The organism is Halothermothrix orenii H 168, assembly GCF_000020485.1.
Lineage (GTDB): Bacteria > Bacillota > Halanaerobiia > Halanaerobiales > Halothermotrichaceae > Halothermothrix > Halothermothrix orenii.
On sequence record NC_011899.1, the window covers coordinates 1,945,036 to 1,964,057 of the forward strand.

At 39.1% G+C, this 19,022-nt stretch carries 17 protein-coding genes; all 17 read right to left on the reverse strand.

Translation table 11 applies throughout. The features are described from left to right. Positions 1 to 6 precede the first annotated feature (6 nt). Positions 7 to 969: a carbohydrate kinase family protein gene (locus HORE_RS09460; protein WP_015923541.1), complete on the reverse strand. Its 963-nt coding sequence runs from the start codon at positions 967 to 969 to the stop codon at positions 7 to 9. Between the two features lie 122 nt (positions 970 to 1,091). Next, on the reverse strand, positions 1,092 to 2,252 hold the full coding sequence (locus HORE_RS09465; protein WP_015923542.1) for a LacI family DNA-binding transcriptional regulator: 1,161 nt from the start codon (positions 2,250 to 2,252) through the stop codon (positions 1,092 to 1,094). A 119-nt stretch (positions 2,253 to 2,371) separates the two neighbouring features. Beyond that, positions 2,372 to 4,243, reverse strand: coding sequence for an alpha-amylase (locus tag HORE_RS09470; RefSeq protein ID WP_015923543.1), 1,872 nt, complete (start codon positions 4,241 to 4,243; stop codon positions 2,372 to 2,374). Between the two features lie 152 nt (positions 4,244 to 4,395). Beyond that, complete coding sequence (locus tag HORE_RS09475) at positions 4,396 to 5,331, reverse strand: hypothetical protein (protein WP_015923544.1); 936 nt, start codon at positions 5,329 to 5,331, stop codon at positions 4,396 to 4,398. Positions 5,332 to 5,408: 77 nt separating this feature from the next. Then, positions 5,409 to 8,111, reverse strand: coding sequence for a glycogen-binding domain-containing protein (locus HORE_RS12550; RefSeq protein WP_015923545.1), 2,703 nt, complete (start codon positions 8,109 to 8,111; stop codon positions 5,409 to 5,411). Positions 8,112 to 8,748: 637 nt separating this feature from the next. After that, positions 8,749 to 9,156 (reverse strand): DUF134 domain-containing protein, encoded by a 408-nt coding sequence (locus HORE_RS09485; RefSeq protein WP_015923546.1) that lies wholly within the window; start codon positions 9,154 to 9,156, stop codon positions 8,749 to 8,751. A 197-nt stretch (positions 9,157 to 9,353) separates the two neighbouring features. Continuing rightward, positions 9,354 to 9,914, reverse strand: a complete 561-nt coding sequence (locus HORE_RS09490; protein ID WP_015923547.1) for an S-layer homology domain-containing protein — start codon at positions 9,912 to 9,914, stop codon at positions 9,354 to 9,356. Between the two features lie 518 nt (positions 9,915 to 10,432). Next, positions 10,433 to 12,094 (reverse strand): hydroxylamine reductase, encoded by a 1,662-nt coding sequence (hcp, locus tag HORE_RS09495; RefSeq protein ID WP_193334252.1) that lies wholly within the window; start codon positions 12,092 to 12,094, stop codon positions 10,433 to 10,435. A gap of 117 nt (positions 12,095 to 12,211) precedes the next feature. Then, positions 12,212 to 12,733: an ECF transporter S component gene (locus HORE_RS09500; RefSeq protein ID WP_015923549.1), complete on the reverse strand. Its 522-nt coding sequence runs from the start codon at positions 12,731 to 12,733 to the stop codon at positions 12,212 to 12,214. 330 nt (positions 12,734 to 13,063) lie between these two features. Next, positions 13,064 to 13,417, reverse strand: coding sequence for a DUF5320 domain-containing protein (locus HORE_RS09505; RefSeq protein WP_015923550.1), 354 nt, complete (start codon positions 13,415 to 13,417; stop codon positions 13,064 to 13,066). A gap of 86 nt (positions 13,418 to 13,503) precedes the next feature. After that, entirely contained in the window at positions 13,504 to 14,361 is an 858-nt protein-coding gene (locus tag HORE_RS09510; protein WP_015923551.1) for an Mrp/NBP35 family ATP-binding protein, read from the reverse strand. Positions 14,362 to 14,381: 20 nt separating this feature from the next. Beyond that, positions 14,382 to 15,215, reverse strand: coding sequence for a metal ABC transporter permease (locus tag HORE_RS09515; RefSeq protein ID WP_015923552.1), 834 nt, complete (start codon positions 15,213 to 15,215; stop codon positions 14,382 to 14,384). Then, positions 15,208 to 15,927: a metal ABC transporter ATP-binding protein gene (locus HORE_RS09520; RefSeq protein WP_015923553.1), complete on the reverse strand. Its 720-nt coding sequence runs from the start codon at positions 15,925 to 15,927 to the stop codon at positions 15,208 to 15,210. The genes HORE_RS09515 and HORE_RS09520 overlap by 8 nt, the downstream gene beginning before the upstream one ends. Before the next feature lie 28 nt (positions 15,928 to 15,955). Then, positions 15,956 to 16,882: a metal ABC transporter substrate-binding protein gene (locus HORE_RS09525; RefSeq protein WP_015923554.1), complete on the reverse strand. Its 927-nt coding sequence runs from the start codon at positions 16,880 to 16,882 to the stop codon at positions 15,956 to 15,958. 79 nt (positions 16,883 to 16,961) lie between these two features. After that, positions 16,962 to 17,303: a NifB/NifX family molybdenum-iron cluster-binding protein gene (locus tag HORE_RS09530; protein WP_015923555.1), complete on the reverse strand. Its 342-nt coding sequence runs from the start codon at positions 17,301 to 17,303 to the stop codon at positions 16,962 to 16,964. 6 nt (positions 17,304 to 17,309) lie between these two features. Further along, positions 17,310 to 18,176, reverse strand: a complete 867-nt coding sequence (locus tag HORE_RS09535) for an ATP-binding protein (RefSeq protein WP_015923556.1) — start codon at positions 18,174 to 18,176, stop codon at positions 17,310 to 17,312. Continuing rightward, positions 18,154 to 19,017 carry an ATP-binding protein gene (locus HORE_RS09540; RefSeq protein ID WP_015923557.1) on the reverse strand — a complete coding sequence of 288 codons (864 nt, stop codon included), beginning with the start codon at positions 19,015 to 19,017 and terminating at the stop codon, positions 18,154 to 18,156. The genes HORE_RS09535 and HORE_RS09540 overlap by 23 nt, the downstream gene beginning before the upstream one ends. Positions 19,018 to 19,022 lie beyond the last annotated feature (5 nt).

Sequence of the window (19,022 nt, forward strand, 5' to 3'; positions counted from 1 at the left end):
CACTCCTTAAATGTTATATTCTTTGATTATGTCTTCTTTAGAGGGAACCGGTGACAGTGCCCCTACCCCCCTGATCTTGAAAGCGGCCACTCCATTACCCAGTTTAATAGACCTCTTTACAGTATATCCATCTAAAAGTCCGCAGATAAAACCACTCCAGAAGGCATCACCGGCTCCGGTTACATCCACCGCGTCTTCTGAAAAAGCCGGTATTCTAATAATCTCCTCACCATCTGATGCTATGACCCCTTCTTCTCCCAGGGTCAGGATAACAGCCTTAACCCCAAGCTCCAGGTAACGTTTCACATAGTTTTCAGGACTATCAGGGCCAAACAGATGCCTGGCATCATCGAGAGAAGGTTTCACAAAATCAGCCCTCGATATTATTTCCTCAACAACCCCTGCTCCATCATCACCTTCAGGCCACAATACCTTGCGGTAACAGGGATCGAAGCAGACAATCTTCCCCTGCTCGCGGGCATAGTTAAAGGCTTTTATGGCCGTATCACGGGCCGGTTTCCTTGATAAAATAAATGTCGATAGATGAAAAACCTTGCTCCTTTTTATCAGTTCAAAAATAATGTCATCTTCCTGTAAATACATATCAGCCTCCCGGTAAGGAAGCCAGTCAGGGGTCCGGGTGCTCTTACTGACATATACAATGGTGGTCCTTCTCTCCTTATCCTGCTGAATACCATCTGTAATTATCTGTTCTCCTTTCAGAACATCAAGCAGGTAGTTACCAAAAGCATCTGCCCCGAGCCGACTTATGAGAGCCACCTTTTTCCCGAGGCGACTTAAATTAACGGCTATATTCGCCGGTGATCCCCCGAAATGCCTGGTATATTCCCTGCTCTGTGATAAAGAATTAACCTCTTCTGTAGAAATCATGTCTACCAGTATTTCACCGAGACTTACAACATCCAGGTCTCCCTTTGACAGGGAAAAGTTTTTATTTAGAATACCCACAATAACACCTTCTCCCTTCACTGTGATATTTATTATTTATATGTAGAAAAAATATTTTAAACTTTTAAAGGCTTTTATTATTGATTTTTCGATTCGTAAAACCAGGCAACAATATCACCCTGTCAGGCCGAATCCCTGATAATAAGTTTATGATTCAAGGTCACATGGGATTCCTTTAAAGGAATATTTTTGATAAGTTTCAAGAGGAGATTCATTCCTTCCCGGCCCATTTTATAAATAGGTTGATGGACCGTGGTGAGAGAAGGAACTGTAAACCTGGCCACAGGGAGGTCATCAAAGCCAATCACAGCAATATCCCGGGGTATTTTATATCCTTTCACGGTAAGGGCCTTGATAACACCAATGGCAATTTCATCATTGGCAGCAAATATTGCCTCAACTTCTGGACCTTCCTGAAGGAGCCGGTAGCACATATCATAACCGCTTTCCAGGCTAAACTCACCTTCTTTTATCAAGTGCTTATCGGGTTTTAGGCCATACTCTTTTAAAGCCCCACAGTATCCTTTAAACCGGTTGAAAACAGATACCCTGTCAGAAAAAGGACCACCCAGAAAAGCAATCCTTTTATACCCCTTTTTTAGAAGGTAGGTCACAGCTTCAAACGCTGCTTCCCTATTATTAATATTTACTGAAGGTATATCAGGAGCACAAAAGTCCTGGGAAAGGAGTACAACCGGTAATTTGAGCTCTCTGAAAAAATCAATCTCCTGTTTTGTCAGGTGGCCGGTCATATAGATTAAACCATCAATCCGCCGCTCATACAGGGCCTTTATGGCCGCGATATGGTCCTTTCTGTTACTCTCCATCAAAATTACGTTATAGTTTTCACATTCAGCCACATTTTCAATCCCTTTGATGACCCGGGCAAAGAAAAAGTTTGATATCTCGGGGATAATAATTCCAATACTTTTTGTTTCCCTTCTCCTCAGCTGGCGTCCCAGTAAATTGGGGTGATAGTTCAGGGCCTGCATGGCCTTTTTTACCCTGTTCCGGGTTTGAGGACTCACAGCACTGTCTCCATTTATGACCCGGGAAACAGTGGCCACTGATACCCCGGCCTCCCTTGCTACCTCCCTGATAGTCACCTTACTATCAGGGCTCTTTTTAATACCCTTCCGGTACCGCCCATAACCGGTCTCCTTAATAATCTCAAGAATCCGGACCCTGGTCTCCTCTTTAACCCGGGGACTGTTATTTAAAACCCGGGATACAGTAGCGGTAGAGACTCCGGCCCGTTCTGCAATATCTTTTATTGTAACCATATTCAGGTCTCCCTGTATGATGTATGTAATCCTTTACATTACATTATATCACCGGAAAATTTCAGGTGTCAAGCATCCTGAGTTTTAAAAAAAGCCGGGGTTAACACCCCGACCATTCCCTACTCCACCGGAACCCAGATGGACCAGCCTTTATCTTCACTTTTGATTACCTTGAAGTTTCCATAACCTTCACTGTCAGTAGTAACATGTTCCTTGATGTGGCCTGTCAGGTCATAAAACTCTGTATCCGGTTGCCGGGAATTTATCCATTTGCCTGCAACATTCCCTGAAGTTCCATCAGATATCATTAGCACAAGACCATCACCAGCTACATCAGGGAAACCACTGCGGACATAGGAATAGATATCGGCATCATTGTTATCCACCTCATAACCGGGGCCATAGGCATAATAGCGTCTTGCCGTTAAGAGCTTATCCAGTCCTTCTTTCATTTCCCAGATATAATAATCCTTCCAGTAAACAGTAGGAACACCTTCAGCCCTGGTCAGGATATAGGCATAGGCCTGGTATTTACGACTGTAGATTGAAACTGTATAACTCCCCTCATCCCGATCAGTATCATGGTTATCGACAAAGGTGACTGCCCTGTTCTCATACCCGGGGCTATTAACAAGGCCAGCATTCCTCAGGTCAGCCATATAGGCACCATTCAGCATGTCAACAAAGAAAGACCTCAATGGAAAATCAAAGACCCTGAGGTCGGGATTACCGACTGTATCCAGGAAACCTTTCAGGTCATCAACATCTTCAACCCAGGCCTCACCGACAAAGAAGACATCCCTGTTTGAACTGTTCTGAACCGCACTCATCCATTTGTCAATAAATCTATAGTCAATATGCTTAACGGCATCAAGCCTGAAACCATCAAAATCAATGTTGTTAATAATCCACTGACCCCAGTCTATTACATCATTCTGGACAGCTTCATTTTCATAATCAACATCGGCCCCCATGAGGTAGTCTTCATCCCAGTTATAGGTCCAGTCCCAGCTCTTTTCGTCAAATAAATACTTACCAGATTCTTTACTATAATCATCCCAGTCTGTTCCATCAAAACACTGCCCGTTCCATGTAAAATTACTGTATTCACCATTACGCCCGGGGAAATTAAAACCTGTCCAGGCCTTGATATACTGACCCGGTTTATCTCGACTATTCTCATCAAGGAGGACCGTTTCAGCATAATCAGCCCCCATCCTGTGGTTTAAGACAGCATCAAAATAAACCTTAATGTCATTGTTATGCAGAGCATCAATGGCATTTTCCAGCTCGCCCTTTGTTCCATACTTGGTCCTTACCGTCCCCTTCTGGTCAAATTCTCCCAGATCCCAGAGGTCATAGGTGCCATAACCCACATCATGTATGCCTGCCATACCCTTATTGGCCGGCGGCAGCCAGACTGCAGTAAACCCTGCCTCCGCCAGTTCAGGAGCCCTCTCAGCCAGTAGGTTCCAGAGGTTTGCTTCTTCAGGGTGTTCAGTGGCATATTCACCGGTATTCATCTCCCAGTAGAATGCCTGAAGGATTGTGTGGTTAACCTCCTGGTCCGGTATCTGAGGATAATTACTCTGGTTAACCAAAAACTCTATATAACCCTGTAAATGATTATCATAAATATCTATAACCTCATATGATAACCGGTAATTACAGGTTGGTTCCAGGGAAAAGTTATTGATAATTACTTTGTTTCCTTCTATATTATAGTCAATTCCCTGAATATCACTATCAGTTATTAAATCTGTTAAGGCCAGCTGGGAAACCTTATTTATGTCATTACTGAATATCAGGATGATTTCAGTTAAGTTTTTAGATACACTGGCACCTGTAGATGGTTCAGATTCGATTAAAAATAAACTCCGGTTAGGATTATTGACATCTTCGCTAATGTTAGAACATCCTGATAGTAATAGTATTAATAGTATTAAGGCCGCATATATTTTGTATTTTATAAATAATTTAATAAAGACCACTCCTTTCGCATCCAGATGTTATTACCGTAATATTTAAAAACCCCCCGGATTTTTACCCAGGGGGTTTATCTATTAAACTTACATTATTTATTTAAGGGTGCCACACTGGGCTGCGGTATGAACTTCTGTTACATAAATTATGAAGAAGAAATTTACCGAGTTGCCACTTCAGAAACAACCATATTGTTATCAGTATCCGGATCACCATACCACTCAGATCCATTTACTACAAATTTAAATTCATCATCACCTTGTACAATACTATCTTCAAACATACCTATCCATGTATTACCATTAAGTTGTTTGTTTAATGAAAATACATCTATATCTGTCTTCCACCATAAATCTCCATCCTGTTCACCAAATCCACCTGCTACTATAACATTATTTATTGTAGAAGGTTCTATACCATATTCAGCAGGATCAAAAACAAACTTCCAGGCAAGAACTTTTGTAGCCTTTTCAGAAACAACCATATTGTTATCAGTATCCGGATCACCATACCACTCAGATCCATTTACTACAAATTTAAATTCATCATCACCTTGTACAATACTATCTTCAAACACACCTACCCATGTATTACCATCAAGTTGTTTATTTAATGAAAATACCTCTATATCTGTCTTCCACCATAAATCTCCATCCTGTTCACCAAATCCACCTGCTACTATAACATTATCTATTGTAGAAGGTTCTATACCATATTCAGCTGGATCAAAAACAAACTTATAAGCATTAGCTACTACTTTTTCCATCTGTATTTTATCTAGAACAACAGTTTCACCAACCTCTACTAATACCTTTTCTTTTGTTGTAGTATATTCAGTCCCATTTATTTCAGTTTTTACAGTTACATCATAAGTACCCGCCGGAACAGCAATTCCTTCTCCGACTTTACCCTCTGTATCCCCAACAAGCACAGTAGCATCTTTATATTCAACCTCATTACCCTGGTCATCAAGATAAGTAGCTTTTTTAACAATTACTTCACCAAAACCATTTTCTTCAATGACACCAAAGTTTTCACATCCTGTTATAACAAAAATTAAGCCCAATACCAAAATCAGGCTAAACAGCTTTTTCAACAGTACCCCTCCTCTAGTAAACATATTATATAAGGGAAATTAAGTGGAGGCTTTAAAAGCCTCCACATATTTATTTCTTAGAACAAGGTTTCAAACATTAAACTACTGTAATTTTCTCCATGGTCAGAATCTTGTTTATTATAAGAGGCTTTAAGAGTAGTATACTTGGTTAATGGCCTTGACAGTTCAACTAGCAGGGCATCATCTTCATATTCAGAGATTTCCTGATGAACAAGGTCAAATTTAAGGGTTACATCCCCTCTAATACTGAATGGGAAATCATAACCAGTGGAAACAGTTGCAAAAGTATACCACTCGATCTTCTTACCATTTTCAACATACCTTGCATCCAGATCTTCTTCAAGGCTATCTGCAGTTATGCCGTCAAGCACACCATCTTCAATATTCTGGCTTTCAAGGCTAACTGTTACAGCAAAGTCTTCAAGGGCTGGAACTGCAAGCTCAGTTTCTGCATAAAGCCTGTTCTTCCAGTCGTTATCATCATCTCCATACCAACCATGGTCAATAATATGTCCTTCATCAGTCTCGTAATTAACCAGGATGTAATTTACATAATCTTTTACTCCAGGAATCTGGTGAATTCTTCCTTCAACCCAGGCCCTGGGGCTATCTACACTCTCATCATTAACTTTATAATCAACATTAGCCCTTATATATTCAATCTGTTTTACCGGTACATTTAATTCAGTTTCAGCAAAGACTTCTGTAATTTCTAGGTCTTTTTCGTAATTAACATTGGTTTTTACATAGTTTATAGGACCAAAGGGCTGAGTCTGTGTTTCTACAAAGAGGTTTGTATATTCAGGAAGATCATTATCTTTATAGCGATTATCTTGCCATTCCCAGCCAGTCCATGCATCTTCCGGTACTTGTTCAGGTCTTTCAATGCTTCCATATTCTACATGACCTTTAATATATTCTACACCAGTAACAGGTTGTGGATAATCAAAGGCAGGCTGTACCCACATAACCTGATGTTCATTACTTTCATTTAAATCAGTATCAGGATCTTCATATGCAGTTACATAAGAACCATTCAGATCTAACCTGAGGTCAATATTAGAAATAGGATACAGATAAGAATTTACATATAATTTGTTATGACCAGGTTTGTGATCCTCTGCAAAATCATCATTAGCTACCCTTAAATAAGCACCGTTTTCTAGAATTTCAGCACCAGCAGTAATATCAAATTTATAGAATTCACTACCGGTTTCAAAACTACGTTTTGGATCAAAAATTCTATAATTTACTTCAGCCATAGCTGCATACCCATCTTTAATAGGATCATTTGCACCATAATCAACTAATTGGAAGTTATCATTTCCTCTTTCCCCACCAGTTGCCGGGTCACCAAACCAGATCTTATCATCATTGTAATCCCATTTTTCACCATTAACAATAAATTTCCATCCATATTCTGGCTCTTCAACATTAAATGTGCCAGTCCAGATAGTAGAACCATCTTCAGCAGTTGTTTTCTCTAACATATATCCCTTATATTGTGAATTCCAGTAAGTTTCATCTCCAGAAGCGCCCCATCCACCAGCTAGCCATACAGTTTCAACATCTTTAGCTTCGACCGCTTCATAATCCCTGGGGTCAAAGATAAATAACCAGCTACCATCATCCTGTAAGAAACAACCACTTAATGATTCACTGATTTCACCAAGAGGTATATATGCATACTCCCCACGAAGTGTTAAATTATTGATTACTTCATATTCACCAAAAACAGCAGCTGTTTTTGTAAAATCTTTATATTCCCCAGCTACTACAGGCTGATATGTTACAACAGAGGTTCCAACATGTCCTTTGACTTCACCTGTAACATTATCTTTTAATTCCTTTTTGAAATTTAAATAACCTAAATACTTAGTATTTGAAGTATCGTCTGTAATATCGCCCGTATATTCTGTTAAAGCAATATTAAAGTCATAACCTTTTTCCAGTAAAGAATCATTGGCACTTACCCTTATACGCCTGCTATCTCCAAATTCATTGGGGTTAGATGTATCATTTTCCCTATCATCATTACTTGTAGTAGCATCTAATATACCAAGATAATCATAGGAATTAGTTTTATCATCCTTGTTGGCCTGTAAGCTTACGTCAACATAATCACCGAGATAAGTAACTGCCGTATTCTCAAGATAAATCTTGTCTGGTGTTAACAATTCTAATTCACCATCATAGTTTTCAACATCTGCAACATTACCCTCGGCATTAATTACTGCACTATAATCAACCATATCTTTGAAGGTCCCATCATCTAATTTCTCTTTAAATACACCATTTAGTTCAAGTTTTAGAGAACTATTAAAAGCTACCGGATTACCGAAGTCCTCCTGGGTAAATTCATTAATCATTTCACCCTTTAATTCCAGTTCACCTGTGGGATGATCAGGTAAAACCCTGGCTACAGAGTTGTTATAAGGTCCGGTTGTTTCCGGATTATCAAAGTCAGTCTTATATTCTCCATCAACAAAGAACTTGTACTCATATACACCTTTAGCAAGAGTAATAGTTATTTCCCATAAACCATCATCATTCATTTCCATTTTCATGGCCGGGTCATTTTCGGTCCAGCCATTCATCTGCCCGATTAGATAGACCTCTTCAGCACCAGGGTTGTCATAAGTAAAAGTAACTTCAAAATCCCCATTAGGCAATTCAGTGAATTCATATGCTGCCATAGCAGGTACCGACATGGCCAGCACTAAAGCTAAAACTAAAAATAATACTATTCTCTTCTCCAATTTGATACCTCCCTATTTCTTTAATATATTTTAAAATAATAACAAATTTTAACCTTGGCCCTTTGTTTTATACCATCACCTCCTCAAAAATTAAGAAAAGTACCATAGCACTTACTGATATTTGATCAAGGTTATTACTATTAAAAAGCTTCATCCATAACATAATTCATATTTTATTTAAAATGTTATGAAGATTCAGTTTGCAAACGTTTGATTAAAACATAATATAATAAAATAATGACCCAATATTGATTTGTTCTCAAAATAAACTTGTCTAAACTTATGTAAAAATTATGCAAACATTTGCATAATTAAAGTATATGCTTAGTTAGAATATATAATGAAAAATGGTGTGTTGGAGTTTATAAACAACTAAACAAACTCTCCCTAAAACGTATATAAGTACCCAGTATTTTGTAGATATGTAATATAAATCTCAATTTTCTTACCTTTTTAAGATATGTAAAGATCAGTGCAAACATTTGCACTGGTAAATAACTGGAAAAAGTTTGCAATGGTCGAAATTGTATAACATTTTCCACATTTATAATTATATAATAATTATAAAGTCAAAGTCAAGGAATTTTTGGCAGGCTTATGCAGTAATATTCTATATCCTTCATTTATTATTTCCTACTTATTCCTCATTTTTTTCATCATCACATTCAGGACAAAAGCGCCTTGAAAAACGGTGTCTGTGATGAAAAGGAACCTCAAACTTATTTCCACACCGGTGACATTTTACATGAAGTTTAGCCAGTTTATAATCTCCACCTTCGAACCGCAAGGCCTTACCTTCTATCAGGGCCCGGGCAATTTTTTCTCTGGCTCCGGTTAAAACCCGCTGAAAGGTGGGACGGGAAACCTCCATCTTCCGGGCACATTCTTCCTGAGTCAGGCCTTCTAAATCCTTTAGCCTGATGGCTTCCACTTCTTCTATTGATAGATTTACTTCCTTTATATCTCTTGCCGGTATTCCGGCCGGTTTAAAATATCTTATCTCCGGTATATATTCTACCCGCCGTTCTTTAGGTGGTCTCGCCATTGTTTTTCCTCTCCATTCCATATATATTAATTTAATAATTTAATATGACGGTTTTTACTGTTACTAAATTTAATTATAGCAAACTTTATGTCAGTAAGTAAAGAACAGGGGCCTGAAGGATTTAAAACCCGTATATAATAAAATTAAGGCCTACACTGGTGTAGGCCTTAAAGTTCGGTTTTCTATTATCTTTACTATTACCGTACAATACCAATAACCCCGAGAACTATCCCAATTATAGCCATGATCTTGGCTTTTTTGGCTTCGTCGAGGGCCTTCTTGGCATCACCGGATTCTTTCAGGGTATTTACATCACTGCGGAGGGAAGCAACTTCATCCTCCAGGGTAGTAACTTTAACACCCATGGCATCAAGTTCGTCTTTAAATTCTTTTTCCAGGGTTGTAAGGGCATCGTAAACTTCATCAACTTTGCTCTGATCAGCTAAAGCATCACTTATTAAATCTTTAACCATCTCTTCATTGAGATAGAGTTTGTCTTCAATTTCTTTATCTACTTTGCTTTCAAGATACTTAAGTATACGGGCGGTCATTTCAACCATTTCATAACGGGTAGCGGCCTGATCACCCCTGAAAGTCTGATCCGGGTACCCTTCAATCAAGCCAGCTTCATTTAAAACCTGGAAATTTTCATAAACCCAGTGATCCGGTGAAGGTGCATCTTTAAAATCGGCACCAAATACTGGTACGGCAGATAACATCAAAACACCTACCAGTAATAAAGCAATTAACCTCTTCATACCTCATATCCCCCTTTTTATTTATCAATACCATTCTTTATATTATTATACAATAAAACCTTAGAATCCTGCAAAATTTTCTAATACCTTTTCACCATTATTATTAACCATAAACCTTAAAAACATACCTGTTACAACAATTTAATTTAAAATTTGTTAAAATTATGTTAATTTATAATGTAGAACTATATGAATCTGTTATTATGTATTAAGTTTCTCCGGCACCTCCCTCCTTGAAAATATCCATCTGGGTATAATAAGACTTATACTTATATAATACGAGATTCCTCCCTGTTATTCCTTTTTTATATTTATATTTATAGGTTTCTTTTTTTAAATACAACTTTAGCCCCTTATTCGTGGCCTTTTTTAAATCATTCTTTATTATATGTATTTTTTAGAAATTAATACCTTTTTATAAAAAATAAATTTGTACTAACTTAAGCCAGCAATTTATTATGCAGGCAAAAAAGGGCAGATTTCTATCTGCCCCTGAACACAATTTAATGAGATATCTTCTACTCTCCAGCCATAATAGCTTTAACATCTTCTTCCACTTCACCGATGGGCTTAATATCAAATTTATCAACAAGAACTTTAACAACATTCGGTGACAGGAAGGCTGGAAGACTCGGTCCAAGCCTGATTCCCTTAACACCCAGGTACAACAGAGCCAGAAGCACGGCAACTGCTTTCTGTTCATACCAGGCAATGTCGTAGGAGATTGGCAATTCATTAATGTCATCCACTCCGAAGACTTCTGCCAGTTTTTGAGCAATTACTACCAGGGAATAGGAATCATTACACTGACCGGCATCGAGGATGCGGGGAATACCATCAATGTCGCCCAGGTTTAACTTATTATAACGGTACTTGGCACATCCAGCGGTTAAAATCACAGCATCTTCAGGGAGATTACGGGCTACATTGGTGTAGTAATCTCTACTCCTGTGGCGACCGTCACAACCGGCCATAACTACAAACCTCTTAATCTTTCCTTGCTTAACAGCTTCAACTACTTTATCAGCCACACTCATAACAGCATTATGGGCAAATCCAACCGGAATCATGCCATTTTCAAGTTCTTCAGGTGGATCACATTTTAATGCATGCTCTATTACCGGTGAGAAGTCCTTCTGTTCTCCAGGTTTACGGTCCCGGATATGTTTTACTCCGGAGAAACCAACTACATTGGTAGTATAAACCCGGTCTCTGTAAGAATCTTTTGGCGGTACCAGACAGTTGGTGGTCATTAAAATGGGACCATTAAATTTCTCAAACTCTTCTTTCTGCTGCCACCAGGCATTACCATAATTACCTACAAAGTGATCATACTTCTTAAAGGCAGGATAGGCATTGGCAGGGAGCATTTCACCGTGTGTATAGACATCTACTCCCTTTCCTTCGGTCTGCTCCAGGAGTTCTTCAAGGTCTTTGAGATCATGACCACTAACAAGAATACCCGGCCTATTTCTTACCCCGAGGTTAACCTGGGTAGGTTCTGGATGGCCGTAGTTTGAAGTATTTGCTTGATCAAGTAAGGCCATAGTCTTTACGGCCACTTCACCACATTTCATGACCAGGGCAGTTAGTTCATCAGCACTAAGAGTATTATCAGTAGTGGCCACCAGTCCTTCCTGGAGGAAGGAATATATTTCCTGGTCCTCTTCTTCCAGAATATAGGCATGTTCCGCATAAGCGGCTATACCCTTAAGTCCATAAGTTAGTAATTCCCTTAAAGCCCTGACATCCTCATCTCCGGTGCTTAATACACCTACTTCCTCCCCCTTTGCATAAAAATCGCTAACGTCGTTACTGTACCAGGTTGCCATCCCGGGGAGTTTTTCATCAAATTCCTCTCCGTTTTTTTCCCGGTAGGCTTTTAAAAATTTATTTTTGATCCTGTCTCTAACCTCAAAGGCTTCCTTAATGATTTCTTCAAATCTCTTGTTATCAAAGTTAACATTGGTTATTGTGGTAAAAAGAGCTCTGGTTATAAAAGCCCCGGTCTCTCTATCAACTACTCCAAGTTCCTTTGCCTTTTCAGCATAGATTGAAATACCCTTTAAAAGATACACCAGTAAGTCCTGTAAATTGGCTACATCCCCGGTCTTACCACAGACACCTCTGACTGTACAGCCTTTATTGCGGGCTGCTTCCTGACACTGAAAACAAAACATACTCATATTTTTTCCTCCCCCTAAATTATCATTTCTGTTCACTTCCAATTATATCGCCGGGGGAGGAGGTAAACCATGATATTTCTCACACTTTAATTATTTTTTTGAGTAATTTTATCAATTTAATTTGTTTTCCTGGCCGAGGTCAAGATTTGTGGCCTCAAGACCCTTATAAACCAGGAGAGCTATAATACCTCCTATCAGGGCAGTAACTAACTGGGGAAAACTCATAGCCTGGGCTACTTTACCGGGTATTTTAATTGATAGGACTTTCAACAATAACTGAACAGCCCCGGCCAGTAGCAAAAATTTAACAGCTGAAGCTGCTACTACTGCCAGTATTTTATTCTTTTTCTTAAGAAGAGCAAAGATAATAACCAGTACAGCATTACCGGCTGCAATAAAAGGAATCATCGGGGCTAATACTCCCGGTAAAATACCTCTTATAAAAGCAATTACAGGAGTAAAAATCCCGATAATAACCCCTCCTGATATACCCACCAGCATGGCGGCTACATAAAGAACAGTATTAACAACAGGCCCGGTAATCATCTGGGGGAAACCACCCATCTGAAATACCAGAGCAATCGCCAGTAAAATGGCAGTCCTTGTAATAAATTTTACATTATTCTGATTCATTTTCAAATTCCCTCCTTGAAATATTATAATAATTGTAAATACCATATAAGTTAAGAAACCTTTAAGACTTCAACATCACTGACATAGTCCAGTCAGACCAGTTATGTTTTTTCTCAACTCTTCCCTGCTCTCAGGGAAAAATATTATACTAACACATCAGTTATGTATAACCATTAGGAACAGGTTTAATGAAGAAGTAGTTATTAGAAAAAGCAGGTTTAATAAAATTATATAACATATCATTTCTTTAGTATAGAGTTATAACAAAAATAGCCTGCCTTAAGTTTCGTTAAGGCAGGCTATACTTGCATGATTAAATAATTTTAATGATTATTCTTCATCGTTTTTGGTATCATGACCCTTTAACTCATTTATCCGCTCTTTGACGGAATCGAGTTCTTCCTTGAGTAATTGAGCCTGATCTTCAAGAAACCTTAATTCATCCCTGGAATCATATTGAGCCTGGACAGGAACATACCTACCATAACCGGGGCCAAATCCATAACCCCGACCATAGCCTCTACCAAGACCCCGGCCAAATCCTCTGCCGTAGCCCCAGCCTCCAGCTCTTCTGCCATATCCAGACTTAACAAAACCAGGTGAATTATAACCTGCACAATAACCTAAACCTCTACCTGTCATTGGTCCATGTCCCACAGGACCGGTTCTATCTCCACGCGGCATATTATGTCACTCCTTTTATAGTATTGAGCATTTGTTCATTACAATTATATTATATACGAGTTTTGAACAAATGTCAATAACCCTGTTTAAACTTTTTTCTTGCCACCGGGAGAGCCCTGAAGGAAAAGGGGTTTTACATCAGGGTCAAATTCACCCCTGTTATTTTCAATTTTATCTGCAATACTGTTATACACTCTGGTTACTTCTGATCCGGGGTTGTTTAAGATAAGGGGCTGACCCTCATCACCGAGTTTTCTGATTTCAGGTTCCAGAGGAATCTGACCCAGTAAATCTGTCTTCAAAAAGGAGGCAAGTTCTTTCCCTCCTCCTTCCCCAAATATATATTCTTTATGACCACAATCCGGGCATTTATAATAAGACATATTTTCAACAACACCGGCTATATTAATATTTAATTTTTCAGCAACCCTGGCTATACGACCCGCCACTTTGGTAGCCACAACCTGAGGAGTAGTCACAATAAGCAGCTCTGAATGGGGTAATTTTTGCATTATATTAAGGGCCATATCACCGGTTCCCGGTGGGAGATCCAGCAACAGATAATCAAGTTCACCCCAGTGAACATCTTCCATAAACTGCTGTAAAGCCCCTGCCAGAAGAGGAGCCCTCCAGATAACAGCCTCATTTTCACCAACAAAAGAACCCATGGACATCACTTTAATTCCCTTTACTTCAGGGGGAATTATTTCCTTATCATTAAGGGCCCGGGGTTCTTCTTTAAGGCCCAGAATCCGGGGAATACTGAAACCATGGATATCGGCATCAACAATCCCGACCCTGTTACCTTTCTCCTTTAAACTCAAAGCCAGGTTAGAAGTTACAGTGGATTTTCCTACCCCACCCTTACCACTGGCAACAGCTATCAACCCTTTTTCAATAGAACCATGGTTTAATACAAGTTTATTATCTTTTACCTGATACATTCCTATCCCTCCTGGTTAGTCTATTTATTATCTGGTACACTGCAGTAAGTGCACCGCCTTTTTGGGGAAAACATTACCGCCAGAACAAACAAAATTCCCAGTGTCAGGACAATGCCCGGTCCAGATGGTATATTGTAATAATATGAAAGAAATAGTCCTGCCAGGGATCCGATAACCCCGAATGTTGCCGAATAAATAATCATTTTAACCAGTGAATGTGTTAACTGATAGGCTCCGGCTGCGGGGATGGTAAGGAAAGCTATGACCAGAAGATTCCCGACCGCTTTTAAAGAAATTACAATGGTAATTGCCGTCAGGGTTAACAGTAAATATAATAGTTTTTTGGCAGGAAGCCCACTGGCCTTTGCCATCTTATAATCAAAGGTAATAAAGTGAAATTCTTTTAAAAAAGCATAAATTAAAACGATTACTACAAGGGACATGGCTCCGACTATATACAGTTCAGTTGTACTTATTGAAATAATATTTCCAAATAAGTAGCCGAAAAGCTCGGCATTATATTCATCCATTAATCCGATAAACAGAACAGCTAAACCCATTGTTAATGAAAAAAGAATACCAATAGCTGCATCCATATTTATTTCAGCCTGTTCATTAGTATACCCGACCAGCCATACCATTAACAAACTGAAAACAATCCCTAAAAGTAACGGGTTGGCACCCAGCAAAAAAGCCAGGGCCACCCCCGCAAAAGCTGCATGGGAAATACCGGCACTAATAAAGGATAAACCCTTTAGAATAACAAATACCCCAATAATTGAACAACTAACTCCAATAAATAATGAAGCCACCATACTCCTTAACATAAAGCTATAACTAAAAATCTCAAGCATATTGATTTCCCCCCAGATACTGACCAATGATGGATTCGGGGTTATCTATGGTTAATTTCTGCTCATCGATATAGATAATCCGGCCGGCCAGATCATAAATCTGGTTAAGGTGGTGAGTTACCATTATAACTGTAATATTCTTTTTCAGCCTGATATCATTAATAAGATTTATAAGCCGTGTCTGGGAAAAATGGTCAAGGCCGGTTGTCGGTTCATCCAGTAATAAGATGTCGGGGTTATTTACCAGGGCTCTGGCTATTAAAACCCTCTGTTGCTGTCCCCCCGACAGGTGCCCAAAAGGATGTTCCTCAAAACCTCCCATTCCAACCTGCCTCAATGCTTCACTGACCCTCTGAAAATGTTCTGGCCCCGGGTGCCGCAACATACCAATTGTACTGTACATTCCCATAGCGACAACTTCCTTAACCAGAACCGGAAACCTGGGGTCAGTATTACTTTTCTGGGGTAAATACCCCATTTTTTCCCTGATTTTTTTAATGCTGCTGGAGGTATTATAACCCTTTATCACAATCTTACCCGACAGTGGTTTAACAAGTCCCAGAATCAGTTTAATAAGGGTACTTTTCCCCGAACCATTAGGTCCGGCCACTCCAACAAATTCACCCTGATTAACAGTAAATGATATATTATTTAATACTATTCTATCCTGATAACCTGCCGATACCCCTTCAAATTTAATTGCCCCTTCCATGTTAACATCACATCCTTAACCGGTCATATTATTTTAAGACATTAATAATAGTTTCTATATTGTACCTGATAAGTCCTTTATAACTACCGGTTTCTGGAATTATTTCAGGTATCAGTAATGGAGTCAGGTACACAACTTTTCCTCCGGTTTCCCGGGCTAAAGTTTCAGCTATCTTACTCCCCGATTGTCTGGCTTCAATAATTACTTCAATATCTTCTTTTTTTAGCTGTTTTATTAAAGACGTTATTTCCCGGGCTGAAATATCCTGCCCCGGTACCACCCGGGAAGGGAGAGGTGTTTCAAATCCAAAATAATCCAGCAGGTAGGGGAAGGCTGCTGCATATGAAAAAACACGGCGGTCATCAAGTCTGGCTACCCTGTTTTTCAGCTCTAATATTTCAGTATTAAGTTCAGATAAGTAATATTTATAATTCTTTGTATAATATTCCTTATTTACAGGATCAGCTTTAATCAAACTATCCTTAATAGCAGTTATCATTAACCTGGCATTGTCCGGATTTAACCAGATATGGGGGTTTCCATGATTATGATTATCATGGCCATGTTCATCATCTACACTACCACCAATAACCTTTATTCCCGGCACCCTGGAAGTTGTAACTATAATCTTTTCAGAGGCTATTTCCTTTAAAATGTCATCAATCCATACTTCCAGCCCCATGCCGATGGTTACTATCATATCTGCTTCCATAAGTTTTTTTCTATCCCCCGGAGACATACTAAAGGTATGGGGAGTTTCAAGTCCGGTTATTAAACTCTCAACCTCGACTTTTTCCCCCCCGATCTCTTTAACAAAATCTTCCAGGATATTAACACTGGTTATTACTTTCAGTTTATCACTCACTACACCAGATCGCTCGTCCCCTTTTAAACCTATAAACAGTACAGGGAAGAATATAATAACCAGAAATACCAGTATATATATTTTCTTCACGGCAAATCCCCCCAACTCTTCCTCCAGTATTTAAAATTTAACCAGGTTATAACTTGAACCTTAATTTTTATGCCGGTGGTCAATGGTTATGATCATGTTCACAGAAATCATCAGTACTGTCAAGTTTTCCAGCCAGATAAGACTCTATACATTCACCTACAGAGCCACTGGCCCCACTGATAACTTTAATTCCCATCTGATCAAAAAGATCTTTAGCCCGGCGCCCCATGCCGGAAACTAAAACAACATCAACACCCTGTTCATTAAGAAATTTCGGTAAAAAACCCGGGGTATGTCCCGGATTAGGAATTACCTCTTTATTAATTATACCACCATCATTAACATCGATAATAGTAAACTGAGAACATCTTCCAAAATGGGGGGAAATTTTATTACCTTCACTGGGAACAGCAATTTTCATTAATACTCACTCCTTTAAATATTTTTTAACATTATTCCAGATATCTTCAATGGCTATTCTGGCCCTGTCGGCTTCGTTATAATTTACAGCAATTTTTCCAAGGCGTAAAGCACTGACAATTCCCTGGCAGAATGGTATTTTACCGGCTATTTCAATCCCTCTATCCTGGCAAAACCCGGTTATTTCCTTACTTATATTCTTATTTAAATCATACTTATTAATTACAACTAATGGGGTAATGCCGAAATGATTTATTACTTTAAGCAGCCTCTTCAAATCAGAAAAACCTGATTTAGTGGGCTCGGTAACCACCAGAGCCAGATCAACTTCATTGAGAGAGGCAATAACAGGGCAGCCTATCCCCGGAGGACCATCTACCAGAATCAGGTCCTTACCTTCTCTCCCGGCAATATTGTCGGCAAGTTTTTTTACCTCACTGACCAGTTTACCCGAATTCTCAGCCCCAATATTCAATCTGGCATGGACCATCGGCAAAAACTCTGTTTTAGAGATATAAACATTCCCTGTTTCAACTTCTTTCAGCTCAAGGGCATCTTGTGGACACATGGCAACACATGTCCCACACCCTTCACATTTAATGGGGTTTATTTCAAATCCGGGGGTAATAGCATTAAAATTACAGACCTGCCTGCAGTACCCACAATCTATACATAAATCCGGATTTTTTACCGCCAGTTTTCCCCCTTTAAAGGTTCTTTTTTCAACAACCTCAGGTTTGAGAAGCAAATGCAGATTCGGGGCATCCACATCACAGTCAGCAATAATTGCATTTTCAGATAAAACAGCAAGACTGGCAGAGAGGGTTGTTTTACCGGTACCTCCCTTTCCACTAATAACTGTAACTCTTTTCATTTTGAATAACCCCCTCTATTTCCCTATACAATTTCTGAAATTTTTTGCTCCATTGAGGTTCTTCCATAATAAAGGGTATCCCGTTTGAATACCATTTAGCAATTTTTTTGCTGAAAGGTATTTTCATTAAAACCGGGATGCCCTCTTCCCTGCAGTAACTGGTTATTATATGGTTACTATCTTCTTCAGCACGGTTTATTATCACACCGGAGGGTATGCCAAGTTTTTTTACGAGGTCAACAACCATCTTCAGATCGTGTAATCCAAAGGGAGTCGGTTCAGTAACCAATAGACAGAAGTCAGTACCTTCTATAGCTTCAACCGCCGGGCAGCTACTACCCGGAGGAGCATCAATAATTACTGTTTTCTTATTATTTATTTTACTTTTAAGTTTTTCAATAACAGGGACAGCCTGCTCTTCACCAGTATTTAACTCACCCTGGAAAAAATAAAGGTTATCGTTTATTTTAAACTCCCTGAGCTTACCGACTTCCCGTTTCTCTTCTTTGATAGCCCCGGCAGGACATATTAACTTACAGCCCCCACAGCTATGACAAATCTCAGGAAAAACAAGAAGGGTGTCGGCCATTAAAGCCAGGGCATTATACTGACAAAAATCAACACATTTGCGACATCCGGTGCATTTTTCATTATCTACAACCGGGATATCCCTGGTTACACTCTCATAAGGCCCATCATCTGTTATATCTAAAAATAAATGGTCATTAGGTTCTTCGACATCAGCATCTATCAACTGGACATTGGTTAAAGCCAGAGCCATATTAACAGCTACAGTCGTCTTCCCTGTTCCACCTTTGCCGCTTAAAATAGAAATTTTCATTATTT